Source organism: Streptomyces sp. NPDC002884 (assembly GCF_040295245.1).
GTDB lineage: Bacteria > Actinomycetota > Actinomycetes > Streptomycetales > Streptomycetaceae > Streptomyces.
Genome location: NZ_JBEOVB010000016.1, coordinates 13,116 through 36,293 on the forward strand (window position 1 = coordinate 13,116; position 23,178 = coordinate 36,293).

Annotated in this window: 19 protein-coding genes and 4 pseudogenes; 13 read left to right on the plus strand and 10 right to left on the minus strand. The window is 68.0% G+C overall.

Annotated elements, in window-relative coordinates; all coding sequences use genetic code 11:
* The first annotated feature begins 87 nt into the window (after positions 1-87).
* Positions 88-1,295, plus strand: a pseudogene (locus ABT070_RS27915) (MFS transporter).
* Positions 1,296-1,514: 219 nt separating this feature from the next.
* On the opposite strand, the gene ABT070_RS27920 reads toward ABT070_RS27915, so the two are convergent.
* A complete protein-coding gene (locus tag ABT070_RS27920) occupies positions 1,515-2,477 on the minus strand; it encodes a zinc-binding dehydrogenase (protein WP_351764630.1) in 963 nt (320 codons plus the stop codon).
* Positions 2,478-2,668: 191 nt separating this feature from the next.
* On the opposite strand from ABT070_RS27920, the gene ABT070_RS27925 reads away from it, so the two are divergent.
* The 5 genes and pseudogenes from ABT070_RS27925 to ABT070_RS27945 all read left to right on the plus strand — a co-directional run bounded on the left by ABT070_RS27925 (position 2,669) and on the right by ABT070_RS27945 (position 6,669).
* Positions 2,669-3,313 (plus strand): TetR/AcrR family transcriptional regulator, encoded by a 645-nt coding sequence (locus ABT070_RS27925; RefSeq protein WP_351764631.1) that lies wholly within the window; start codon positions 2,669-2,671, stop codon positions 3,311-3,313.
* A gap of 187 nt (positions 3,314-3,500) precedes the next feature.
* Positions 3,501-3,641: pseudogene (locus ABT070_RS27930) on the plus strand (DUF4291 family protein); the annotation flags it as partial.
* Between the two features lie 133 nt (positions 3,642-3,774).
* Positions 3,775-5,247 (plus strand): hypothetical protein, encoded by a 1,473-nt coding sequence (locus tag ABT070_RS27935; RefSeq protein ID WP_351764633.1) that lies wholly within the window; start codon positions 3,775-3,777, stop codon positions 5,245-5,247.
* A gap of 202 nt (positions 5,248-5,449) precedes the next feature.
* Positions 5,450-6,103, plus strand: coding sequence for a hypothetical protein (locus ABT070_RS27940; protein WP_351764755.1), 654 nt, complete (start codon positions 5,450-5,452; stop codon positions 6,101-6,103).
* Positions 6,104-6,384: 281 nt separating this feature from the next.
* Positions 6,385-6,669, plus strand: coding sequence for a hypothetical protein (locus ABT070_RS27945; RefSeq protein WP_020128105.1), 285 nt, complete (start codon positions 6,385-6,387; stop codon positions 6,667-6,669).
* A 201-nt stretch (positions 6,670-6,870) separates the two neighbouring features.
* On the opposite strand, the gene ABT070_RS27950 is transcribed toward ABT070_RS27945, so the two are convergent.
* Positions 6,871-7,998, minus strand: a complete 1,128-nt coding sequence (locus ABT070_RS27950; RefSeq protein ID WP_351764634.1) for a hypothetical protein — start codon at positions 7,996-7,998, stop codon at positions 6,871-6,873.
* Positions 7,999-8,229: 231 nt separating this feature from the next.
* Between ABT070_RS27950 and ABT070_RS27955 the strand changes: the two genes are divergently transcribed.
* Complete coding sequence (locus ABT070_RS27955) at positions 8,230-8,820, plus strand: hypothetical protein (protein WP_351764635.1); 591 nt, start codon at positions 8,230-8,232, stop codon at positions 8,818-8,820.
* A gap of 149 nt (positions 8,821-8,969) precedes the next feature.
* On the opposite strand, the gene ABT070_RS27960 is transcribed toward ABT070_RS27955, so the two are convergent.
* Together ABT070_RS27960 and ABT070_RS27965 are read right to left on the minus strand one after the other, a co-directional pair.
* The gene (locus ABT070_RS27960) at positions 8,970-9,461 is read right to left on the minus strand and encodes a hypothetical protein (protein ID WP_351764636.1); all 492 of its coding nucleotides are present in this window, start codon (positions 9,459-9,461) and stop codon (positions 8,970-8,972) included.
* Between the two features lie 671 nt (positions 9,462-10,132).
* Positions 10,133-10,765: a hypothetical protein gene (locus tag ABT070_RS27965; protein ID WP_351764756.1), complete on the minus strand. Its 633-nt coding sequence runs from the start codon at positions 10,763-10,765 to the stop codon at positions 10,133-10,135.
* A gap of 162 nt (positions 10,766-10,927) precedes the next feature.
* On the opposite strand from ABT070_RS27965, the pseudogene ABT070_RS27970 reads away from it, so the two are divergent.
* Positions 10,928-11,381: pseudogene (locus tag ABT070_RS27970) on the plus strand (hypothetical protein); the annotation flags it as partial.
* A 32-nt stretch (positions 11,382-11,413) separates the two neighbouring features.
* Here the strand turns inward: ABT070_RS27970 and ABT070_RS27975 are convergent.
* Entirely contained in the window at positions 11,414-12,160 is a 747-nt protein-coding gene (locus tag ABT070_RS27975; RefSeq protein ID WP_351764637.1) for a hypothetical protein, read from the minus strand.
* Between the two features lie 148 nt (positions 12,161-12,308).
* Between ABT070_RS27975 and ABT070_RS27980 the strand changes: the two are divergent.
* Positions 12,309-12,797 (plus strand): annotated as a pseudogene (locus ABT070_RS27980) (DUF4291 domain-containing protein).
* Positions 12,798-12,902: 105 nt separating this feature from the next.
* Positions 12,903-13,499, plus strand: coding sequence for a DUF3885 domain-containing protein (locus ABT070_RS27985; RefSeq protein ID WP_451101708.1), 597 nt, complete (start codon positions 12,903-12,905; stop codon positions 13,497-13,499).
* 120 nt (positions 13,500-13,619) lie between these two features.
* Here ABT070_RS27985 and ABT070_RS27990 read toward each other — a convergent pair whose 3' ends face one another.
* On the minus strand, positions 13,620-14,276 hold the full coding sequence (locus ABT070_RS27990) for a hypothetical protein (RefSeq protein ID WP_351764639.1): 657 nt from the start codon (positions 14,274-14,276) through the stop codon (positions 13,620-13,622).
* A gap of 393 nt (positions 14,277-14,669) precedes the next feature.
* Between ABT070_RS27990 and ABT070_RS27995 the strand changes: the two genes are divergently transcribed.
* Positions 14,670-15,383 (plus strand): hypothetical protein, encoded by a 714-nt coding sequence (locus ABT070_RS27995; protein WP_351764640.1) that lies wholly within the window; start codon positions 14,670-14,672, stop codon positions 15,381-15,383.
* Positions 15,384-15,510: 127 nt separating this feature from the next.
* Here ABT070_RS27995 and ABT070_RS28000 read toward each other — a convergent pair whose 3' ends face one another.
* Positions 15,511-15,933 carry a hypothetical protein gene (locus tag ABT070_RS28000; RefSeq protein WP_351764641.1) on the minus strand — a complete coding sequence of 141 codons (423 nt, stop codon included), beginning with the start codon at positions 15,931-15,933 and terminating at the stop codon, positions 15,511-15,513.
* A gap of 332 nt (positions 15,934-16,265) precedes the next feature.
* Between ABT070_RS28000 and ABT070_RS28005 the strand changes: the two genes are divergently transcribed.
* Positions 16,266-18,653: an outer membrane protein assembly factor BamB family protein gene (locus ABT070_RS28005; RefSeq protein WP_351764642.1), complete on the plus strand. Its 2,388-nt coding sequence runs from the start codon at positions 16,266-16,268 to the stop codon at positions 18,651-18,653.
* Positions 18,654-18,766: 113 nt separating this feature from the next.
* Here the strand turns inward: ABT070_RS28005 and ABT070_RS28010 are convergent, their stop codons facing one another.
* The 3 genes from ABT070_RS28010 to ABT070_RS28020 all read right to left on the minus strand — a co-directional run bounded on the left by ABT070_RS28010 (position 18,767) and on the right by ABT070_RS28020 (position 22,045).
* Positions 18,767-19,267 (minus strand): hypothetical protein, encoded by a 501-nt coding sequence (locus ABT070_RS28010; protein ID WP_351764643.1) that lies wholly within the window; start codon positions 19,265-19,267, stop codon positions 18,767-18,769.
* Positions 19,268-19,657: 390 nt separating this feature from the next.
* Positions 19,658-21,175 carry a glycerol kinase GlpK gene (glpK, locus tag ABT070_RS28015; RefSeq protein ID WP_351764644.1) on the minus strand — a complete coding sequence of 506 codons (1,518 nt, stop codon included), beginning with the start codon at positions 21,173-21,175 and terminating at the stop codon, positions 19,658-19,660.
* Positions 21,176-21,199: 24 nt separating this feature from the next.
* Positions 21,200-22,045 (minus strand): MIP/aquaporin family protein, encoded by an 846-nt coding sequence (locus ABT070_RS28020; protein WP_351764645.1) that lies wholly within the window; start codon positions 22,043-22,045, stop codon positions 21,200-21,202.
* Positions 22,046-22,565: 520 nt separating this feature from the next.
* Here ABT070_RS28020 and ABT070_RS28025 point away from each other — a divergent pair.
* Positions 22,566-23,132 carry a DUF4760 domain-containing protein gene (locus ABT070_RS28025; RefSeq protein ID WP_351764646.1) on the plus strand — a complete coding sequence of 189 codons (567 nt, stop codon included), beginning with the start codon at positions 22,566-22,568 and terminating at the stop codon, positions 23,130-23,132.
* The last annotated feature ends 46 nt before the right edge of the window (positions 23,133-23,178 follow it).

Genomic DNA, 23,178 nt, shown 5'->3' on the forward strand with positions numbered 1-23,178 from the left:
CAAGATTCAACCGCAGTTCAGAACGAACAATCAAGCTGTTCGAAAGGTGGATTTTCAAACAGCAAAACTGTTCGTTATGGTGAGCGCATGGATAGAGCGCTCCGAGCTGCCCGTAGGGCGACCTTCGTCTACTTCGTCCTCAACGGCACCTTGCTGGGCATGTGGGTGGTGCAGATTCCCGCCATCGAGGAACGTGTGGGCATCAGCCATGCGGTACTCGGCGGCCTCTTGGTGGCCCTCGGCGCCGGAGCCTTCATCGGGATGCAGCTGGCCGGACCGCTGTCCGACCGACTCGGCACCCGGACCGTGGTGCCCGCGGCCGGCGCCCTGTGCGCGCCACGCTGGTCCTGCCCGCCCTCGCCCGTGACCCCTGGACGCTCGGTGCCGCGCTGCTGGTCTTCGGCTTCTGCAACGGCTGCCTGGACGTGAGCATGAACGCCCACGCCGTCCAGGTGGAGAAGGCCTACGGGAGGCCCGTCATGTCGGCCTTCCACGCCACGTTCTCCGTCGGAGGTGTTCTCGCGGCTCTCGTCGGCGCGGCCACCACGGGCATCGGCTGGAGCCCTGCGCCGTCCCTGGCCGCGGCAGGCGCCGCCGGGTTGGCGACCGCACTGCTGGCCGCCCGTGGCCTGCTGCCCGCCACACCCGTGCCCGCCGCCGGGGAAGAAGCCGCCGTCGGGGGCGAGGCCGCCGTCGAACCCCACCCGAAACGGCGCGCTGCCCCCGCCCGGATCTGGTTCCTCGCCGTCCTCGCCCTGATGATCATGCTGTGCGAAGGCGTCGCCAACGACTGGAGCGCCCTGCACCTTCAGACGGTCCTCGGAGCCTCCGAGAGCTCAGCGGCCTTCGCCTACGGAACCTACGCCGCGACGATGACCATCGGCCGGCTCCTCGCCGACGGGCTCTCCGCGCGGGTAGGTCCCGTCGCCATCCTCCGGTACGGCTCCGCCCTGGCCGCCGTCGGCATCGCGATCGTGACCTTCTCGCCCTGGACCGCCCTCACCCTGACGGGATGGGCGCTGTTCGGCCTGGGGCTCTCCGGCTGCGTTCCGCAGCTGTTCAGCGCCGCAGGACACGCTGACCCCTCCGCCGCCGGCGCCAACGTCTCCCGAGTGGCCGGCCTGGGTTACCTCGGCATGCTCGCCGGCCCCGCCGTCATCGGCTGGATGACCCACATCATGGACCTCAACCACACGTTCCTCCTGCCGACCGTCTTCTGTCTCACTGCCGCGGCCACCGCCGGCGTCCTGCGCACCCGACCCGAAAACGTCCGGGAGCACGCGCAGACCCACTGAGCCGTTTTCGACCGTCCCTGCCGACGCCGACAGCCCACGGTGGGCGCCCCCTCCCCCCTCACGACCCGACCGGGTCCCACTCCTTCCCTCCGGCCGGGTCCCACTCCGTCACTCCCCGGCCGGGTCCCGTTCCGTCGCTCCCCGGCCGGGTCCCGTTCCGTCGCTCCCCGACCGGGCCCGTTCCGTCGCCCCGGGCCGCGAAAGGTCGCCCTTGCCGGCTCAGGGCACCAGCACGACCCTGCCGAACACGGCGCCCGCGTCCATCTGACGGTGGGCGAGCGCCGCCTGGTCCAGCGGCAGCGTCTCGTGCACGACCGTGCGAAGATCCCCGTCCGCGGCAGCGGCGAACTGGGACGACCGCACGGCCCGCCTGTCGGGGCCGGGCACGGTGTCGGAGCTGAAGGTGGCGAACGACAGGGACCTGCGGAAGGCGTTCATCAGGTGCATGCCGAAGTCCGCCGGTGGCTGCCCACCGACCACACCGACCGCCACATACCGCCCGTTCGCGTTCAACTTGTCCAGGAACAGGGGAAGCCGGGGACCCCCCACGACATCGATCACCACGTCGAAGCCCGTCGGCGCGTCCGGGCCGCCCTCGCCGGAACGGTCGAGAACATGGGTCGCGCCCAGGCCCCGCAGGCGCGCGCCACGCTCCGCCGATGACGTGGTGACCGCCACCGCGCCCGCGCCGCCGCCGGCCGCGAGCTGGACCGTCGTGATCCCGATGCTGCCCGCCGCACCGCGCACCAGCACCGTCTCCCCGGGCGTGAAACGGGCCCGGTCGAGGGCGAAGTGGGCGACCACGCCCGAGCCGCCGAGGGTCACCGCGTCGGCGCCGGTGAGGCCGTCGGGCAGCGGAAGGACATCGTCGACCGAGGCGACGGCCTGCTCGGCATACCCACCGGCCAGGCCGGTGAACGCCCACACCCGCCGGCCGATCCACGAGGCGTCCACGCCCTCTCCCACCGAGGTGACGCTGCCCGCGACCTCGCTGCCGAGGAGATGGCCCTCCCGGAAGCCGTAGGCGGCGAGCGTTCCGCGGCGGATCACGGCGTCCACGCCGCCCACCCCGATCGCCTCCGTGGCGATCCGCACCTGACCCGGGGCGGGAACGGGCACGGGCACATCGACGACCTCCAGACCGTCGGGGTCTCCGAACGTCCTGATGACGACGGCTTTCATCTCTGCTCCTCGGGTCGGCGCATGGGTCGGTGCACGGTCAGGTCTCAGTCGCAGTCGCTGCGGCCGTGGGCGTCGAGCCGGTCCTCAACGCCGAGACGTCACGGGCCGAGTGCCGAGTGCCGGGCCGAAGGGGCAGCGCCGCCATCGGACCGTAACGGACGCCCCCGTCCGTTTGGCTAAAGTGAGAAACCATGACCGCCGAATTGCCTCAGACCGTGCGCTCCGACGCCCGCGACAACCGGGCCCGCATCCTGGACGCCGCCCGCGCGGTGTTCGGCGAGGAAGGCCTGAGCGCGCCCATGCGCGAGGTCGCCCGGCACGCAGGCGTCGGCCCCGCCACGCTGTACCGGCACTTCCCGACCAAGCAGGCACTGATCGCGGAGACCTTCGCCGAGCAGCGGCGAGCCTGCCGGGCCGCCGTCCACGAAGCCCTCACCGACCCCGACCCGTGGCACGGATTCCGGAGCCTGGTCGAGCGGATCTGCGAACTCCACGCGCACAGCCGGGGATTCGCCGACGCCTTCATGACGGCCTTTCCCGAGGCCATGGACTTCGCCGCCGACCAGGAGGGGACGCTGCGAGCGGTCGCCGAACTGGCCCGCCGTGCCCAGGAGACCGGCCGGCTCCGGCCCGGCTTCGTCGTCGACGACCTGATCCTCATGCTCATGGCCCACCGGGGCCTCCACAACACACCCCGTGCCGCCCGGGTCACGGCCTCCCGCCGCTTCGCCGCCTACGTGATCGAGGCGTTCCACGCCGCACCGGAGACGGCAGCGCCGACGCCGCTGCCGCCGGCACCACACCTACAGCTCACGGAATCGCGCAGCACACCGTGAACGCGTCACCACGTAGCCCGTCATCCGGCGCCGGAGGCCACGGACAAGCAGACCGTAGCCGCTGTAGGTACTGAAAAGCCGTGACCCGGCAAATACGCACGCCGCTGCGGCCGGCGCTCTCCCGACGCAGCGAACGGCAGTCGAAAATCAGTGGCCGCCCGAACCGGCCGACCCCACGCTGTACTCCATGGAAGAACCGCGACACAGAATCCGTGCGGCTCACTCGGATTCCACCATCACCGTCTACCAGGCCTACTCCCCGGAAATCGGCCTGCCCGCCCTCCGCGAAGGCCGTTTCCCCGCCGCGTGGAAGCGGGACAGGATGACGTGAGCCATCACGCCGCGTTCACAGCCTCCAGAACCAGTCATTGAACCCTTGCCTGCCTCAACGCCCTCAGGTCAGGACGACCGCGTATGAGAAACTGGGCGGTCAACTCGCAGAACCAGAGGGGCCGCTTGCCTTGTCGGACGTCATGCCGGTACCGGTTCACCTCGACAAGGTGGTGGAGGGACTCGCAGGGAACCCTGCCCTACCGCCCGAGTTCGTCCGCCGCCTCTTCGCCCATCGCACAGGATTTGGCAGTGTTGCCAAGCGTCCGGACCTAGCCGACGACATGATCGCCGAGATCATCGATGTTGACGATCACTGGCTCACACACTCGCTCGCGCTCAACCCCGGCCTCCCGGGTGCCTTCCGGATGCGCCTTGCCGAACACCGCGATCCAGGGGTACGCGTGGCCCTGGTGATCGGCGCGCGCGGCGCACGGCGAGAGCTGTTCGAGCGGCTGCTCCGTGACCCCGACGTGCAGGTGCGTGAGCAGCTGGCGCAGAGCGATCACGTGCCGGCGGATCTGCGAGCGCAGCTGGCGGCCGATCCCGAGCCGAAGATCCGGGCGACGGTTGCCCAATGGTGGACGCGGGCACCGGAACCGGTGCGGCGGCTCCTGCTGACGGATGCCGAGTACACGGTGCGCGCGGGAGCCTGCGCGACCTACTATCGACGGCTTCCCCATCCCGTACCACCCGCCGACCTGCTTCCGGTATTGCTGGCCGATCCGATCACGCGGGCCGGAGCGATACGCCACTGCCCGATGGACGCAGACACAGCCCGCCGACTGGCCGATGATCCGGACGAGCTGGTGCGCCGGGAAGTCGCCCAGCACCCCGACCTTCCAGCGCCGCTGCGTGAACTGCTTGCCGAGGATCCCAGCCTGCGGGTCGCGCTCCGCGTCTTTGCCCGTCAAGACACCCCTGAGCCCACCCGCGCCGCGATCCACACGAAGATCCTTTCCGACGTGCCGCTCGCGGACTGGCTCATCGATCCCCAAAACCGGGACGATGACACGCTTGAACAGCAACTCACGAACAAACTGGCGCGTGCGGAACTCGCGACGCTACGTCTTCCATGGGTAACCTCTGACCCTTTGCCGTACGTGGACTCGCCCTACGCCTGCTTCCGCGCCTCGGCCGCGCTGTCCGGCCGCCTGCCTGCGCCGGTCGTGACCCGACTGCTCAACGACGAGAAGAGCAGCGTCCGTACGACGATGGCTCTGCACGCCCGTGACCGGATCGACCCCGGCACCGCCGAACGCATCGACCGCAGCTACCGCCCCGAGAAAAAGACCCGATGGCGTCCGGCCGACGATTTCCCCCTCCCTGCGGACGTCCTTCGGCGTTTGGCGACCGATGCCGACCCAAGGATGCGACAGCTGGCCCCACGCGACCTCGACCTGCCGGTGGACCTTGTACGACGCCTGGCCGCCGATCCCGATCAGATGGTGCGCCGCGCGATCGCGACCCACCCCCGGCTGCTGCCGCACGACCTGACGCAGCTGTTGGCCGACTCATCGGAATCGGTCGCCACAGCGGCAGCCAGCAATCCCGACCTTTCGCACCGGCACATGCACCACATCCTCACCCTGGCAGGCCTGTGACAGCAGCGCGCGCTCCAGCGGCCGCAGGCCGACGAGCGGCTTCCGGCGCCGTTAGGTCGGAGGGCCACCGTCGAAGGGGCTGTGAACGCCGCTTGACATGGATCATCAAGCCGCGTTCACAGACTCCAGGGGCATGTACCTGACCCTGGCCTGTATCAACTCCCTTGGGCGTAACCGTCGAGGGATGGATCATGGCCGCGTGATGAAGTGGACGAAGAAGGAAGCTCTGGTCGAGCAGCCGGACTGTGAGTCGGAGCTCTCCGCGTACCAGCAGGCGATGCGGAAAAGGCTCCTCGCGGCCCCCGTACTACCAGCGCCCGAGCCCTGGCAGCACATCGCCTACGTCGCTGTCGGCGGACTACTCGGGATCGGTTTCGCGTCGCATCCGGACACCGGAGACGACTTGGTGATGGTCGTCTCGCACGACGGTCACGGTCTCTTCGACGCCGTCACGGGAGAGAAGATCGCCCGGGACCGCGACCCCGCCCCCGAGGACAGCACCCCTGACGCTGACGCCGATCTGTCGTGCCCTGGCTTGGGACCCGTCGCCGGAAGCAGAGTGCGCATCGCCGGGCTCTTCGGGGGTGGCCTGCACACCTCCACCGCGGGCGGCTGGGCTCTGGAGGTCGTTGCCCCGGCCTGGCCCAATGAGCGTGTCCTGCTCTCCCGTGGCAGCGGACTGCCTCACTCCGGTCCGTACGGTGAGCAGTGGTGGCACATCTTCCACTCCAACTACTCCGAGCTCCGAGCCGTCGGTTTCTCGCCCTCCGGCCAGACCCTTGCCGTAGCGACGAGCAGTGATCTGTCCCTGTGGTATCGCCGGACCGGCCACAGCCGCAGTGGTGCTGAAGCCTGACCGAACCGGGCTCGACTCGTCGCGAGCGTCGCCGTCCCAGAGCCCCTCAGGTCACGGCCTCAATGGCAGGGGAAGGTACCGACCCAGGCTGCTCTGCTCCACGTCGAGGCTGTCTCGTGGCGCACCTGCGCAGGGCCTTGCGTCCTGGCCGGCGGCCGCCGTTCGGATCACCCGAGGCGATCCTTCAGGTGATCGGCGGACACCCCATGAGCCAGACGGCCGTCGCAGGGGTACGACGTCTCAGCAGAGGACCGAACCCAGATGGCGTGAGGAGCTTGGGGATGTACGCAGCAGTCCGGCGGTACGAAGGGGTGACCGATTCGGCCGAGGCGGCACGTCTCGTGAACGAGGGGTTCGTGCCGCTCATGCGCCAGGTCTCCGGCTTCGTGGCCTACTACTGGATCGATACCGGGGAGGGAGTGATGGTCTCCACCAGCGTCTTCCAGGACCAGGCCGGTGCCGAAGAATCGATCTCGAGGGCTGCGGACTTCGTGCGGGACAACCTGGCGTCACTGCTTCCCAACCCTCCCCAGATCATGGCCGGCGAGGTGGTGGCTTCCGCATGACAGCCTTCGGACCAGCCACGTGACATGGTCTCCAAGGCTGTACCGGCCTGCCGTGCCCGCATCGTCGCCCTTCTCAGCGTTGGTCCCTCGAGGTGCCATCGGCAGCAAAGAGGGCTGTGAGCGAGGCTTGACATGGGTCTTCAAGCCCCGTTCACAGACCTCTGCCGGTGTCTGCAGCGAGGCTACGGTGGCTTCGCGAGGTCAGCCGTCGAATCGGCTCCACTCCACCGGGGCGTCGGCCAAGGGTGCGAGAGCGCTGCGGTGGGTGGCGCCGGCCCAGGCGCTGAGTCCGTTGTCACGTCCTTCGTCTGAGACATGCAGGACGAGTCCGGGGGCTACGTAGAAGCGCGTGGGAGCCCAGGGCCAGAACGGGCGCAGGGGCACGCGGATAAGTCCCTCGGTGAGCCGGTCGACCTGCTGTGCTGTGAGTTGGCGGGGAAGTGCCCGGTAGTCGGCACCCATGGAGGCTTCATAGAGCGAGAACTGGATGAGGAAACCGCTGAGGGGCTCCTGCTCGGCGATCGCGGGTTCGTCGTACTCACGGAACCAGACGGTCGGATCGGCTTCGGGGCCGTCGAGCGTCCACAGCAGCGACCAGAAGAATCCTCCCTGGTTCTCAACGCCGAAGACGAGCATCTCCCCCGTGGGATCGGTCTGAAGCCCGGAGAGGGGAAGGAGTCGATTCTGCACTCCCAGGCAACGAGGGCGGTGCTGTGCCAGCCGGTAGAACTGCTCCAGTCCATCGGGCAGATCCAGGACAGATGCCTGTACTGACGGTGACTCGACAGGCTCAGACGCGGCGGGATACCAGCCGGTGATGAACTGTTCCAGCGCACCGGCTCGGTTGCCGTCCATGTGCCGGAGCCACTCCAGGTCCGGGAGATCTACTGGAGGGAGGGGAGGGCGGACGCGGTCCAAGTCGAACTTGCTCAAGGGCTCATCGAGCCGAAGGGCGCAGTCGGTGAGCACGTGCTCGTTGTCTCCCGGATGGAGTACCGTTCCGGCCCGGGTCACGGACCCGGTGCCGAGATACAGGAGACCTTCCGAGTTCCGGACCGTCAGATGAACAGGCAGCATCCCGTCATCGGCGGTGCCCCGCTCCCATGGCTCTCCCACGAGGCGTTTCCTGACGGGTGTTGGCGCAGGGCCCAGCAGGCGGACCTCGCATGCGTTCCACACGCAACTCCTGTCGAGGGCGTCCCCGGCTTCCACGATGATCAGTGTCCCGGCATCGCCGACAACAACGGTGGCGCTCCCGAAGGTGAAACACTCCCTGGCCGCCGTGCCACCGCAGAGCGCGTAAGCCCAGTCCTCGTCCACGAGCGACATGGGAGACATCCCATGAGAGTGATCAACCATGTGCACATCTTCCTCGACGATTCCAAGACGCTTGCCCTGTGCCGGACGTCGCCTGACAGCAGCGGCCCCAAGAGGTTTGTGAACACGGTTTGACATGGTTCATCGAGCAGCGTTCACAGCCCCTTTCACGGCCGAAGCCGGCAAGGTCCCGGCAGAGGCCCGCTTGCAGCGCATCCTTTGCCCCGTGTGAGGGTAGGGCGCATGGGCAACTCGCGGGCGTATCCCGTCTTTCGGACCACCGACGCTGTTGAGGCATGGACGCAGGCACTGCGCTTGAACGCCTTGCTGGCGGAGCAGGACGACGAGGTGACCTTGATGGCCGATCTGCTCACTGTCGCGGACGCGCGGCGAATGGCGGCGGCGCTGCCCGACGACGAGTTCGACTACGCCAGTGCCCGGTTGGACCCGGTGACACATGACTATGTGGAGTTCGGCTTGGCGATCACGGCTGCGGAGGACTCTGCGCTTGAGCCAGAACTGCCGCTGTCCGTCCTGCACTACGTTCGGCCGGGCACCGTGGAGGAGCAGTTCGTGCGAGCCGTAGGGAAGGGAATGGCCTCGATCGGCCTGCACGGCAGATGGCCGGACGACGCCGAGACGGATTCGTACGGCGTTGCCAAGTACGACGGCGTGGAGATTCTCTTCAACTGCGACGACGTCAACTGGTTGCAGCCGGCAGATCACCACACCCTCTTCGTTCACGTCGACAAGTGGGGCGATCTTCCACGGGCAGAGAGACTCGCCGCATACCTCGGCAGCACCGTGCTGGGAGACTCCCAGAACGGCTGGTGAAGAGCGCGCCACTCTGCCAGTCCGGTCGACTCCTGGAGCAGGCCCTGGAAAGGTCTGTGAACGCGGCTTGACATGGATCATCAAGCAGCGTTCACAGACCTCATCCTTGCTGCCGTTGCAGCAACGATCATCTGGCTCCGGACCAGAACCTAGGGGACAGCGGCGCAGGTGCGGTCGCCAGCGTCGCCGAGCTCGAGCGAGGCCTCGGACGTTGTGCCGTCGTGGCTCAGCGACAGCGCAATGCTGCCCTTGGTGTAGTCCGGGAACCACACGGCATACAGTGTCCGGACCCCCTGCGCAACGGTGCCGACGCGGCGGACTTCCAGGGGCTTTCCGCCGCAGGTCGAGGAAGTCACCTGCTGGTGGTCGGCGGCGAACAGACGAACCCAGCCGTCGGTGAAGAGGGTTGCGAGCGGGTGCACCCCCCTTGAGTTTTCGATGGCCATGGGCTTGGAAGCGCAGGCTCGCATGGAGATTGCAGCTTCGGCGACCGACGCCCAGCACAGTCGCTGGTCGCGGGTCTCCCAGGCGTAGGCGGCGCCGGTCGGCCAGGGCTCGACCAGCATCGGGCCCTGGGAGCCGGGGGCGTCGGCACCCACTGCCTCCGACGTCATCAGGGTGGTTCGGGTTCTGTTGATCACCTCGGCCAGGTCCGGAGGCGAGGGAGTCGGCGCGGCGGTCGAGGCGGGGGCGCGGGAGCCGGACGGCCTCGTGGAGCTCCCGTCGCCACCCGAGCAGCCTGTCGAGGCCGTGACCAGCAGTACCGCTGTCCCCAAGGCAGCGCGAAGTCCGTATCGCATGAGCGTTTCTCCCCCGTGTGCACCCTGAGACCAGGGTGTGTTGCCGAGCACTGTCCATGGGACCCCTTCGGCACTGAGCGCTCGGTGTCGCTCAGGCGTGCGTCGAGCTGACCAGTACGGCGGCCGACCAGCAAGCCGTCTGAGCAACATCTGAGCTCCGAGCATCGCGTGCCGCTCCGCGAGAGGTTCCCTATGGAGACTCGAACAGGCCGCGACGGTCGGCCAGGGCGGCGAGACAGGAGACAGGACAAGCTCACCGGTAGTGCCCGGCCGCAGTACCCGAACTGCTGTGTCCTGAGGCATCGTTCCAGCCGTGCGTGCAGCTTGCGGAAAGGTCTGTCAACACGGCTTGACATGGATCATCAAGCCGCGTTGACAGACCTCTATCCGTAGCTCGACGGGTTCGTGCACGCACTTCCATCGATCAAGTGTCGGCGTACACGTCGAAGTGTCAGGCAGTTAGGCAGGCGCATGGCCACCGCGCCGCACATGATGACGATCCCGGGCCCGGGCTACCGCTCCGGCGCTGTGTCCGGCGCAGGGAGGTCCAGAACGCGGGCGAGTGCGGCTGTGACGGCAGAGCAGCGGTCCGGCAACTGCTTGGAGGCCCAATCGGCCGCCAGCGCGAGAAAGTCGACGAGGCCGCGCTCGGCATCGGCAAGCAGGTGACGGAGTTCAGTGGCGGGCAGCTTGATCACCGGGCTGCCGCTCTGCTCAGTATTGACGGTGAGCCGGACCATGCTGCCGAAGCGCTCCGCAATCGGTGACACGGGGTCATGGCCGAAGCCGAGCAGGCCACCATCGTCGACGAACCGCTGCCAGTCGCACCAGTCCTCCAGCCCATCACAGCAACCAGGAAGAAAGGCGACACCCGTGGAGCTGTCGGTGACCCGTAGCCCGCCGGCCGCAAACAAAGTGTCGAAGGTCAGCAGTCCGTGAAGAAATGAGTCGAGAACGGCGACCGGCCGATGCGGACGACCATCGGCAGGATCGGCGTCATTGCACTCTGCAATGCGCATCACCGCTGTCCCGACCTCAGCAGGTGACAGCTCGCCGCTGAGCGGCAGGAAACCGAACGACTCGAACTCGGCGACAGGCCAGAGGCCGAAGCCGTCAGTGGTGGTCATCTCCAAGACGGGCTGCATCACGATCACCCGGCACAGTGTTCCGCACCCTCCGCCCGCCGCGCCTCCCGGTTACGCCGGACCCCTCGCGGGCGGACCGTCACCGGTCCTGACCACGCTGAGGCTGAGCCCAGGAATGATCCCCTTGTCGCCCATGCTTCCAGAGGAAGACCGCGAGGTCTCATGGCCCGAGGGCAGGAGCCAACCACTCGAACGCCGTTCACAGACTCCATCCGTGACCAAGGTGCATCGTGCGTTCCCGCGCCCGCGCCCTGGCGGCCTGTCTTCGAGTACGCCTACGGGGTCCCTGTCGGTGGACTTCTCGGGATTGGTTTCGCGGTGCACCCTGAGAGCGGCCATGACCTGGTCATGGCCGTCTCGCACGACGGTCACGGGCTGTTCGATGCCGTCACCGGTCGAGAGGATCGCCAGGGACCACGATCCCGACTCCGAGGACAGCACCCCCGACGCGGTCGCCGACCTGACGTGCCCTGGACGGGGACCGATCGCCGGCAGCCGCGTACACATCGCAGGGCTCTTTGGCGGTGGGTTGCACACCACGACCGAGGACGGCTGGACCCTGGAGGCCGTCACACCGGCCTGGCCCAACGATCGTGTACTACTCTCGACCGACGGCGCTGCGGATCTCAAGCCGGTACGTGCCTACGATCACTTGGAAGTCGTCGGCTTGCTGAGCTTGTCCAGCTGCGTCTTGATGATCTCTTCCGGTACGACAGCTGGCCCCTTGGCACTTGCCCCTCCGGGGCGGTTGAACGCGTAGAACATGGCGACCGTCGCCCCTTGCCGAACGGCCACCACGGCGTAGGGAACTCGAACGGGCTCGTCGTCCTCACCGAACGCCGCGAGTTGTGTGAGCCGCAGGGACACGGATTCATCACCGTAGCCGGGGTCGGACTGGAGTACGACCTCGTCGTACCGAAAGCCCACCCCAATGTCCAAGAAGGTCTTGCATCGTTCGGCGGCCGTGCGGAGAGCGTCGATCACCCGAGTGGCATCCCCGGCGCTGTGTGACGCAAGGATCATGGATGTTCCGGTGCCGTGCTCCTTCGGGAACATCATCCGGCCGATGCGCGCGGTGGCTGCGAAGCCGCTGCTTCCCCCCGTTGCCTGAACGACGGGTGCGCATTCGGCAGGATCCGCCGTCTTGTGAGACGCCGCGGGAGCGGCCAGGGTCTGTTCGACCTCGTAGCCGTCGAGATCCGTGTCCGTGATCGCTACCCGCTCCAGGTCCACCTTGCCCAACGGCTTGTCCTCGTCGCCGGCCGCCTTGGTCTCTTCCGACGCTGCGCCTGCCCGGGAGCCCTGCCCCGACTCGCATGCAGAGAGCACCAAGAAGGTCATGAGCATGGCCATAGCGATGCCGACCCGTGATTGGCGAACCACTGTCATCCCCACCCGTTTGACTGTATGAGCGCGCTCAAGTGCCCGCTGGCTCAGAAGTACTGCCCGAGACCTTCACCGGCTCAAAGCATCAAGCAGCAGAGTAGGTCGTCAGATCGGGAGGCGGAACGGGTTTTGGGGCTGAGGGACGAAGCGAGCAGTCCTGTCCCGTCGGGAAAAGGTCTGTGAACGCGGCTTGATATGGATCAAGCCGCGTTCCAGTGGATGATGTACCGCTGCGGGTGGGGCGCCAAGGAAGGGCAGGAGAACGTCCTCGCTGTCGAGATCAGCCGGGACGACTTCGAGTGGGCGCTGCGCCACGCGTGTCTGTCCAGCTATGTTCGCGGGGTGCACCCCGACCGCGCCACCTGGCAGTGTCAGTTGAAACGCGCGCCCGCTCGCGTGCAGTGGGACCCGGAGCGGGACCTACGCCTACAGCCCCTGCCGCACCGCCCTGCAACTCGGTCTCTCCGGTGAGGCCGTACGACGCTACGCGGACGAGTGGACGGTCGGTATCCGCGACGTGACCCCGCTCGCTCACAAGATCCACACCCTCGTCAGCAGCGGTGACATGGACTCCGCCACTCGGCTGCTGCCCCAGGAACGCCCCTATCCGGTTGGAGACGAACTTCTTGCCCACCTCACGGAATGACGAGCCGGCCCACCCGACAGCCGAACCGCGGCCGACGGGTCCCCCGGCACAACAGGATCGGTGGGCCGGCGTGTCCTGCCCGATTGGTGTGGCGAAGGTCGACGGATGAGCACGGAGGAAACCCCCACACTGCTCGCGACGCTGTGGCGAGAACGACGACCGTCGGGCCCGCCCATCGCTCACTCATTCCGTAGTACGTACGCAGACCGGTGGGTGCGTTTCCACAGCCTCCCCAGGTCGAAGCGCTACCCGGAGTCCGAAGACGAGTACGCGATCGTGCTGCACCGATACAACGCGATCCTCGGCAAACTGTTCGCGGACACAGAGGTGTTCGTGGTGACCATGGACTGGTCGATCACGTCGATGGGGCCTGCCAGGTTCCCGGAGCCGCGACAGACGCTGCACGTCGACGGGGTCCGTTGGTGGACCGAGTCGGACGAGGACGACCCCGATCCGGAGAACCACACCTACACGCGCCTCTACGCAGACCGGCGGCCATGGCGACACGGCTGCATCGACGGTCTGCTACGCGCTGTCGCGGGCGACAGACTCGCCGAAGTTTTCATCACCGACACCGCCCTTCAACGCATCCACCACCCCTACGACGGCGGCGCGGACGTCATCCTCACGACACCCGCAGAGCGAGACCGCCTGAGCGACAAGCACAACGACTGGCTGTCCAGCCATCCAGCCGGCCTCTGACGGAGCCACAGGTGTCCCAGCATCCCTGTCGAAGGCTGCCGCCAGCAGTTCCTCGTAAGGGGGCCGCGTGCGGCAGTGCGCGCGGCTTGTCCCTTCACTCCTCACACGTCTCGGCGGATGTCATGCGCCGGCTGACGCGGTCTGCTCCTCGCTCTGCACGGCTGTGGCCGAGGCGGTTGAGTCGGCGGCGGTGTAGAAGACCGATGAGCCTTGCTTGGACCGCTGTGCCTGCGTTTTGGCGACGAGGCCTTCGAGGGTGGTGCGCACCACGGTGGTCTTGATATTGCGTTCGGGGTGGGCCTGGCCGAGAGTGGTGGCGATCTCCGCTGCCGACCGGGGTTCGCTCTGCTCGGTGAGGTGGAGGCGGACGAGGTCGACGAGTGTCGTCTGCGCCGTCTGCGACGGTTCGGGCTTGTCCGCGGGCTTCGGGGCGGACGTCTTCTCCGCCGGGCGGGTGGGCTTGGAAGCGGAAGCCTTCTTCGTCTGCGCCCGCTTGGTCGTGCCGGACGCGGCGGACGCGGCGGCCTTCTTGCGCGGGGCGGGCACCGGGACGTTGTCGGACGGCCGGGCCGTGATGTCGGGCGCCGGCGCTGAGTCGATGGCCTGCTGGATGCTGACGAGCACGGTGTGATTCCGCTGAAGGGAAGCCAACTGCTCCTGCAGAGCGGTGATTTCAGCGTCGACGCGTTCCTGCTCCTTGGCGTTGCGTTCCAGGTCGGCGGTCACCTGAGCGGTGTACTGCGAGGCGAGTTCGGTGGCGGAAGTGTTGTCGGACATGAAACGCACGACCTTTCCTCGGTGTGAGGCGGCAGTTGACGGACCTGCCGTGCCCGCTGTCTGGCGGGTTGTTGCCTGCCGGGCACGCAGCGACGGGTGCCTGTGCAGAGCTCTGATGGAGAGATAGTACGGACAAGCGGAGCGGATGGTTCTCCTCGAGCGCGCCATTGAATGTATCCCGGTACCGAGCAGGCCCCGGCAATTGCCGATGATGTGAGTCGCCCGACAGACGTTCGGTGCTGTCGGCGCCGGGCCGGCCACCGACACAGGGTTCGGGCAGCAGACAGACCTCGGACGAGTGAGGGATCAGTTCGCTTCAGGGAGCCGTCGGCTCTGGTGGCTCGGTCGGGGCCCACTTAGGATCAAGATCTTGATCTGATGCCGGGGGGAAACATGCATGCCCGCGTGCCGCTGTCGGCACATACCTTACTGACGCTGCTCACTGTCGCGGTTTTGACTGGCTGCTCGACCGCAGAGGGCCCGGCCAGGACTCCCGAAGCCGAACAGCCCACCCCGAGCGCTAGGCCAAAGGCGAAGTCGCTGAGTCAGTCCGAGCTGAGGGCTTTGACCTTGCAGGAGGCGGAACTGCCCGAGGCGCGCGCGGGCGGGATCTCCGTCCAGGAGCGCCGTGACCCGACCGCCTACCCCTCGTTCAAGCCCGCCTCGGATCCCGACTGCCAGACGGTGCACGACATCCGCAACGCGATCAACGCCACTGCGGTCGTTGTCCAGGTCATCAACTGGAAGGACGGCATCTACGGCGGTGGGGTCACCCTCGCCTCCTACGACGACGGTGAGGCCGAGCAACTCTTTGTGGATCTCAAGCGGGCCCTCCGCTCGTGCCACACCTATCGGGGTGATGGTTGGGTCGGTACCTATACCTCCACCATGGAGGCGCAGAAGGCCCCCGAAGTCGGTGACGAGGCCGTCCAGTTCAGGGAGTACACCGCGGTCGATCTCGGCAAGCGCGACGAGCTGTCCATCGTCGTGAGAACCGGCAGCGTCATCGCAACCTACGATTCACTCGAGGTCGGCCGTGTGCCGACGTTCCCCACCGAGCCGATCACCAAGCAGAGCGAGCGGTTGCGTGACGCCCAGAACCGGTGAGGCGGACACGGCTGAGATCTCGGCCAATGGCGTCTGACCAAGTCACCTGCGGCAGCCGGAGCAGGATCGGATCCAACTCCTTGCGCGGTGGGCACTCCTCCGCCGTACATGATCGGCCAGGCAGTGCCTACTCGGCGGAGTGTGGGCCCGTTTTGCCCGTGAAGGGAAAGAGCGGGTAGCCCTCCACGCACTGGCCTCCGGGCGGTTGGTACGGCCAACCCATGCCGAACCGGTACAGCAAAGTCAGCGCCACGGCCACCGTGAGCGGTGCGAGCCACATGACTGCCTGCCCGCCCCGAAGGGGCCATCGAAGCAAGGCAAGTTGGAGCAGAAGCAGCAACAGAGTCATGCAGAGCCACACGACGGGCATCATCATCTGTAGTCCGATGTTGTTGCCGGCGTCGTTCCCGAGCGGGCAATCCGCCCACGACCGGATGGTCCACATCGTGCCGCCGTACACACCGAAGGCGGCGAGAGCGGGAGCGAGCAAGTACCAGCCGCACCCCGGAGCAGAAGCGTGCGACCCGTTTTCCGCTTCCGCCACGTCCATCCGTGCGCCTCCCCAGAAGACCGCGCCACGGAGTGGCTGAGCAAGCGGACTTGCCGGCATCCCCGTGGCGACCCGACCACCTCACTCACACTGACCAAGGAACGATCAAGTCGGTTCCCGCTTGAGCCGCCCGCCTTACTTTGATCGGCCGGACAGGTCCTGGTTCATATTGATGTTGAAGGTGGATGTTCCGTGCCGGCGGCCGGTTCGCGTGCCGGGATGACGACCGCGGCTGACGGTGGTGCAGGAGACGGGCGAGTGGGGGATGATGTGTGATCTTCGGCGGGCCCGAGGCTCGGGACCCGAGGCGTGGACCGGGGCAGGGGGTGCGGGTGGAGGCGTTCGAGGCGCTGGAAGCGGGGGATCCGGAGCAGGTCGGGCGGTACCGGATCGTGGCGCGGCTGGGTGCGGGCGGAATGGGCCGGGTGTATCTGGGCCGTTCGCCCGGCGGCCGGGCGGTGGCGGTGAAGGTGGTGCGCCCCGAACTGGCCGAGGACGGCGAGTTCCGGCGGCGGTTCGCCCGGGAGGTGGCCGCCGTCCGACGAGTCAACGGGGTGTTCACCGCCGGTGTGGTGGACGCCGATCCGGACGGGTCGCCGGCGTGGCTTGCGACGGCGTATGTGCCGGGCGTTGCGTTGGGCGATGCCGTGACCGCGCACGGGCCCTGGCCGCTGGGCCCGGTGCTGGCACTCGGCGCCGGTCTCGCCGAGGCGCTGGAGGCGATCCACGCGGCCGATGTGGTCCACCGGGACCTCAAACCGTCGAACATCCTGCTCGCGGCGGACGGACCACGGGTGATCGATTTCGGGATCTCGGTGGCGCACGAGGCAAGCGCGTTGACCCGGACCGGCATGGTGGTGGGCACGCCGGGATTCATGTCTCCCGAGCAGCTGACCGGCATGCCGATCGGGCCCGCCAGCGATGTCTTCTCCCTCGGGGCGGTGCTGGCATTCACCGCTACGGGATCGGGGCCGTTCGGGACGGGCTCGGGACATGCCTTGAGCTTCCGTGTCGTCTACGAGGAACCCGACCTGCACCGACTCCCGCCCGTTCTGCGGGCCGTGGTGGCCCGCTGCCTGACCAAGCGGTCCGACCGGCGCCCGACCGTGGCGGCGCTGCTGGAACAATTGGCGGACGCTGCCGCCGAGGAGGCAAGGGAGGCCGAGACCGCCGGAAGGGCCACCGCCGGGGAGGCCGTCCCCAACCCACCTACCCAGCCCGGCTGGCTCCCCGCACCGGTCGCCGCGACCCTGCACTCGCGCACCACCGCACACGGGCCCACGATCCCACCAGCACCAGCACCAGCACCAGCACCAGCACCAGCACCAGCACCAGCACCAGCACTGCAGCCTGGCCCTGATCCCGTACCGGCTCCCACCTCGGCTCCGGCACCGGCCGAGAAGCCCGAAGCTGAGACGCCAGAGTTCGAGGCGCCAGAATTCGAGACGCCGGAGTCCGAGGCGCCGGAATTCGAGCAGTCCGAAGCCGAGTCCTCGCCCGCGAGTCCGGAGGCGGCGGTGAGTGGTGCGACCGGTGCGACCGGTGCCGGCCCGACCCGCCGACGGGCCCTGCTCGGCCTCGGTGGGGCCGCCGCCGTAGGACTCGGCTTCGTCGGCTGGAAGATCAGCGACGACGACTCCTCCGCCAAGGAATCCGAGGCGCCGTCAGGTTCCACCCGAAGACCCAGCGCATCCCCCACTCCCGCTCCCGCCGCTCCGTCCGGCGTGGAGCGTTGGAGGTTCGTCACGGGTGACCTCGTGTACGCGTCGCCGGTCGTCGCCGACGGCGTCGTCTACATCGGCAGCGACACCGACAGCCTGTACGCGCTGGACACCGAAACCGGCGTACGGCGTTGGGCGTTCCCCACCGGCGCGGACGTGAGTACGGAGCCGGCTGTCGCCGACGGGACGGTCTATGTGGGCAGTGAGGACAGCAACCTGTACGCGGTGGACGCCGGCAACGGCAGGCAGAGGTGGAAATTCCTCACCGGCAAGGGCAGCAGTTCGTCGCCGACTGTCGTGGACGGCGTGGTGTACGTCGGCGGCGGGGGTGATGTCACCTTCCGCCTCGGCGGAGGCGGCAACGACTACGAAGACGGTTACGTGTACGCGGTCGACGCCGGCACCGGGAAGCAGCGGTGGAAATTCACCACCCACAGCCGCGTCGAGGAGTTGCCGACCGTTGTCGACGGGGTGGTCTATGCCTGCGCGCTGAGCGGCACCGCGTATGCGGTGGACGCCGGTACCGGCCGGCTGCGGTGGAAATTCACCACCCGCGGCTTGCTGAGTTCCGCAGCGGCAGTCGTCGACGGCGTGGTCTACGTCAGTAGCGAGGACGGCAATCTCTACGCGCTGGACGCCGCGACCGGCAAGCAGCGTTGGAAGTTCGCTGCCGGTAAGTACGTGAGCGCGCCGACGGTCGTCGACGGGACGGTCTACCTCGGCAGCGGGGACGGCAACCTCTTTGCCGTGGACGTGGGCACCGGCAAGCAGCGATGGAGATCCCGCGTCGGCAAAGCCTCGTTCGTGAGCGCGCCGACGGTCGTCGACGGGATGGCCTACGCGGGCAGCGGCGACGGCAACCTCTATGCCGTGGACGCCGCCACCGGCCTACAGCGGTGGAAATTCCGGACGGGCAGCCCCGTGTACTCGACGCCGGCCTTCGCCGACGGAGTGGTCTACGTCAGCAGCGTGAACGGCGTTCTTTACGCGGTCACGTAGCAGCCCGACCGACGTGCGCCCCCGGGAAGCGGGAAGCGGGGAGCGGGGAGGGTGAAGGGGGAGGCGCCCGGCAGGTGGGTTCGGCACGCTGTCGTGGGGCGGTTGCCGTCCGGCTAGTTCCCGGACGAACGGGAGCCCGATCCGCCGGGCTGGGCGGGGGCCCACGTGGGCTTGGCGCGGGCTTCGGACGGCTTGGGTTCGTCCATCGTGAGGCCCCAGGCGTCGTCCTCGCCGATGCGCGCCTCGATCTCCTTGACCTGGCCGCTCGCGAAGTACAGGACCACGACCTGCCGCGTGGAGCCTTCGTCGTAGAAGTCGGCGGTCACCTGTCCCTGGGCGTCGGTGCCATATGCATCGACCCAGTTGCGTGCCGTGGCGTCGGCGGACCGGTCGTCGACGGCCAGGCCGGCCAGTGCGCCGGCGTCACCGTCGGCAAGGCGCCATACGGCGTTCTGTACCACGTCGAGGCTTCCCCGGGAGGGATAGCCGACCACGTGCAGCGGTGTGTGGCCGGCGTAGTCGCTCTGGTAGTCGAGGGAGTCGTCCGCCGAGCAGGCCGTCAGGAGGGACCCCGCGGCCACGGCGAGGGCCGTCAGTTTCCAACTCGGTTCCATGATCAGTTCCTTGGCCGCGGGTGCTCGATGATGACCCGCTCGGTGTAGTCGGCTTGTTGCGGTACCGGGCGACGGTGGCGCGGAGTGTCGTCCTGGACGTCCTGGACGTCCTGGACGTGCTGAGCACGCCTTCGTGCGGCGCCACCGGAGCGAATGTCCGGTGGCCACCGCTACGGCCGCGTGCTCGTGAACCCGCTCCTGCCACCGCCGTAGTAGAGGGCATTCGACACGAAGTCGTTCAGTCCCGTGGAGTTCGGGCCGCGCTTCGAGAACGGTGGCGACGAGCACCGGCCTGGTGTCTGTGGCGCGCCCGCTCGCGTGGCGCGTGACCGGCGCGTGACGTGAGCAGGCGCCGCCCGCGGTACACGGGCGGCGCCTGTTCGCGTCGGGCTACTCGACCTTGGCCCAGTCGAGCGTGCGCTCCACCGCCTTCTTCCAGCCCGCGTAGCCTTCCGCGCGCTGGTCGTCGGACCACTGGGGCTCCCAGCGCTTGGACTCCTGCCAGTGGGTGCGCAGTTCGTCGGTGTCGCGCCAGAAGCCGGTGGCCAGACCCGCCGCGTAGGCGGCGCCGAGCGCGGTGGTCTCGGCGACGACCGGGCGGCTGACCGGGACGCCGAGGACGTCGGCCTGGATCTGCATGCACAGGTTGTTGGCCGTGACGCCGCCGTCGACCTTGAGCACGTCGAGGTGGACTCCGGAGTCCTGCTCCATGGCCTCGACCACGTCGCGGCTCTGGTAGCAGATGGACTCCAGCGTCGCCCGGGCCAGGTGGCCGTTGTCGTTGTAGCGGGCCAGGCCGACGATCGCGCCGCGGGCGTCGGAGCGCCAGTACGGAGCGAACAGGCCCGAGAAGGCGGGCACGAAGTACATCCCGCCGTTGTCCTCCACGGTGCGCGCCAGCGTCTCGCTCTCCGCCGCATCGTTGATGATCTTCATCTGGTCGCGCAGCCACTGCACCGCCGACCCGGTGACGGCGATGGAGCCCTCCAGCGCGTAGATCGCCGGGCTGTCGCCGAACTGGTACGCCACGGTGGTGAGCAGCCCGTGCTGCGAACGGACCAGCTCCGTACCGGTGTTGAGCACCAGGAAGTTGCCCGTGCCGTAGGTGTTCTTGGCCTCGCCCGGCGCGTAGCAGACCTGCCCCACCGTGGCGGCCTGCTGGTCGCCGAGCACCCCGCAGATGGGGATGGCGGCGCGCAGCGGCCGGGAGGTGCGGGTCACACCGAACGCCTCGCGGTGGGAGGACGGATTGATGGTGGGCAGCATCTGCCGGGGGATGTCGAAGAAGCCCAGCAGCTCGTCGTCCCAGTCGAGGGTCTCCAGGTCCATCAGCATGGTGCGGCTGGCGTTGGTCACGTCGGTGGCGTGGACACCGCCGTCGGGGCCGCCGGTCAGGTTCCACAGAACCCAGGCGTCCGTGTTGCCGAAGACGGCGTGACCCTGTTCCGCCGCCGCGCGGACGCCGTCGACGTTCTCCAGAATCCACTGGATCTTGCCGCCGGAGAAGTAGGTCGCCGGCGGCAGCCCCGCCTTGCGGCGGATCACGTCGCCCTTGCCCGAGCGTTCCAGGGCCGCAGCGATGGAGTCGGTGCGGGTGTCCTGCCAGACGATGGCGTTGTAGTAGGGACGTCCGTTGCGCGGGTCCCACACCACGGTGGTCTCCCGCTGGTTGGTGATGCCGATCGCGGCCAGATCCTCGGGGGAGAGGTTGCCGTGCCGTAGCGCGTTCTGCATCACCGAGTTGGTGCGTTCCCAGATCTCCACCGGGTCGTGTTCGACCCATCCGGAGCGCGGAAGGATCTGGGCGTGCTCCAGCTGGTGCTTCGCCACCTCGTTGCCGGAGTGGTCGAAGATCATGAATCGGGTGCTGGTGGTGCCTTGGTCCACCGCGCCCACGAAGTCAGCCATGGGTTGCCGCCTCTGCTGTGGGTGTCATTCCTCGGGGGCCGGAACTCGGCCGGGAGGCTCGGGTTCCGCCGTCGGCAGGAACCGACCGATGAAGGCCTTGTAGAGGCCGGCGCCGAGCAGGCCGCCGATCAGGGGACCGACGATCGGCACCCAGAAGTAGAGGTTCCCGTACTGATCTCGCCATGCTGTGCCGTAGCCCGTGAAGAAGCTGGCCAGTCTGGGCCCGAAGTCACGCGCCGGGTTGATCGCGTAGCCCGCGTTGGTGCCCCACGCCATGCCGATGGCCACGACGATCAGACCGACGATGAACGGGGCCAGGTTGGCGCCCGGCGGTGTGTTCAGCAGGTCCGTGACGGCCAGGATCAGCAGGAGCAGGATGGCGGTGCCGATGATCTGGTCACGGAACGCGCCCCACTCGTGGACCGGCAGGTTCGGATTGCCGTTGGCGGGGAGCGTGGAGAACACGCCCTGTGTCTTGATGGTGTGTCCCGGGTCGGCCTTCGCCAGTGCTTCGGTGTAGTTCCACCGCACGATGAGGGCCGCCACGAAGGCGCCGGCGGTCTGGGCCAGCGCGTAGGGCGCCACCTTGCTCCACGGGAAGCCCTTGAACGTGGCAAGGGCGACCGTCACCGCCGGATTGAGATGGGCGCCGCTCAGTCGCGCCGCGACGTAGACACCCAGGGTGACGCCAAGGCCCCAGGCCCAGGCGATGCTGTCGTGGTTTCCGAGTCCTCCGGGCGGCGTCGTGAGCGCTCCACCGGCGACCACCTGGGCCACCACGCCACAGCCGAAGAGGATGAGAATCATGGTGCCGACGAACTCGGCCGACACCTCGCCGATCAATCCCAGCCTTTTGAATCGCTCAGCCATGGAAGCCCGCTTCCCGCCGGCACGGAGCCGGCACGTCGACTGCTCGAGCTCTCCCGTACAACAGCATAGGGCGATCATGGACTATGCGCACAAATGGGACATCGGGCCCGGTGCGGCCCGCGCCGCTGAGGTATCCGGCGCCCGGGTCCGACCCGGGATGAAGATCGGCCGGGTGGCGAAGTCCTTGCTTGTCAGCGGCGAAGTGCTTGCGCCTGCCAATCGCCAGGCATCGGCCAGGAGCGCCTCGTGCGCCCCGTCCGCCCCGTCCGCCCCGTCCACCTCATCTGTCTCGTATATCCCATGTGTCTCATACGCCTCACGCGCCCCGTGTGCGCCGTCCCCTCAGTGTCTTCGGCGGCCGCCCTGGGGTGAGGTCGCGGGTTCGGCAACCGGATCGGTGTCGATCGCCTTCGGACGCTAGGTGATCTCTCGGGTGCCGAATATCGGCAGGCTGTGGCGAAATGGCTCCGAATATGACCATCCGGCTTGTCGGCGACGGCTTCTGCCTAGCGTTGACCGGGTGCACAAAGCCTTACTGGTCAACGTCCTTCCGGTGGTCATCGCGGTGTTCGCCATCGCCGCGTCCACCTGGCTCGGCATGCGGCAGGCCCGCATCAGCCGACAGGCGAATCACATCCAGGCCATGATCAATCTTCTGGCCGAATTCCGGTCGGCCTCGTTCCACGACCAGCACGATTACGTCTGCGCGCGACTCCAGCAGGAGCACGCTCCCGACGGTGGGGTGCGCGGGCTTCCGCACGACGCCAAAGAGGCCTTCTGCAACGTCGTGTACTACTACCAGTCCCTCGCCAACCTGACCGTCTTCAGGATCGTCGACGAGAAGGTGTTCCTGCCCCTCCTGCGGTACCGGATCATCAGCGTCTGGCAGGCGGCCAGGCCCTACGTGGAACGGGAGCGGGAGCTGCGAGGCAGGGACGGCTCCTATCTGTCGGCGTTGGAGGAGCTCGCCGGCCGGACGGCCGAACTGCCGCACATGTACCTCCGCGACCGCATCGCGGACAGCCGGTCCGGCCGGTGGTCGTGGGCGCGGCGCCGTCGCTGGGCCCGTCGGCGCCGTACCGCCTGAGCGCGGGCGGCGTCGACCGGGCTGCAGGGGAGGCTGGGCTCCGGGG

What these genes read in the sequence shown, in the direction of transcription:
- ABT070_RS27925 (WP_351764631.1), top strand. Translation starts at nt 2,669, where the DNA reads ATGACCGCCGAATTGCCTCAGACCGTGCGCTCCGACGCCCGCGACAAC.
- ABT070_RS28020 (WP_351764645.1), bottom strand. Translation starts at nt 22,045, where the DNA reads ATGGCTGAGCGATTCAAAAGGCTGGGATTGATCGGCGAGGTGTCGGCC.
- ABT070_RS28000 (WP_351764641.1), bottom strand. Translation starts at nt 15,933, where the DNA reads ATGGACGTGGCGGAAGCGGAAAACGGGTCGCACGCTTCTGCTCCGGGG.
- ABT070_RS27945 (WP_020128105.1), top strand. Translation starts at nt 6,385, where the DNA reads ATGTACGCAGCAGTCCGGCGGTACGAAGGGGTGACCGATTCGGCCGAG.
- ABT070_RS27965 (WP_351764756.1), bottom strand. Translation starts at nt 10,765, where the DNA reads ATGCAGCCCGTCTTGGAGATGACCACCACTGACGGCTTCGGCCTCTGG.
- ABT070_RS27940 (WP_351764755.1), top strand. Translation starts at nt 5,450, where the DNA reads ATGAAGTGGACGAAGAAGGAAGCTCTGGTCGAGCAGCCGGACTGTGAG.
- ABT070_RS27920 (WP_351764630.1), bottom strand. Translation starts at nt 2,477, where the DNA reads ATGAAAGCCGTCGTCATCAGGACGTTCGGAGACCCCGACGGTCTGGAG.
- ABT070_RS27955 (WP_351764635.1), top strand. Translation starts at nt 8,230, where the DNA reads ATGGGCAACTCGCGGGCGTATCCCGTCTTTCGGACCACCGACGCTGTT.
- ABT070_RS27950 (WP_351764634.1), bottom strand. Translation starts at nt 7,998, where the DNA reads ATGTCGCTCGTGGACGAGGACTGGGCTTACGCGCTCTGCGGTGGCACG.
- ABT070_RS27985 (WP_451101708.1), top strand. Translation starts at nt 12,903, where the DNA reads ATGAGCACGGAGGAAACCCCCACACTGCTCGCGACGCTGTGGCGAGAA.
- glpK (WP_351764644.1), bottom strand. Translation starts at nt 21,175, where the DNA reads ATGGCTGACTTCGTGGGCGCGGTGGACCAAGGCACCACCAGCACCCGA.
- ABT070_RS28010 (WP_351764643.1), bottom strand. Translation starts at nt 19,267, where the DNA reads ATGGAACCGAGTTGGAAACTGACGGCCCTCGCCGTGGCCGCGGGGTCC.
- ABT070_RS27990 (WP_351764639.1), bottom strand. Translation starts at nt 14,276, where the DNA reads ATGTCCGACAACACTTCCGCCACCGAACTCGCCTCGCAGTACACCGCT.
- ABT070_RS27995 (WP_351764640.1), top strand. Translation starts at nt 14,670, where the DNA reads ATGCATGCCCGCGTGCCGCTGTCGGCACATACCTTACTGACGCTGCTC.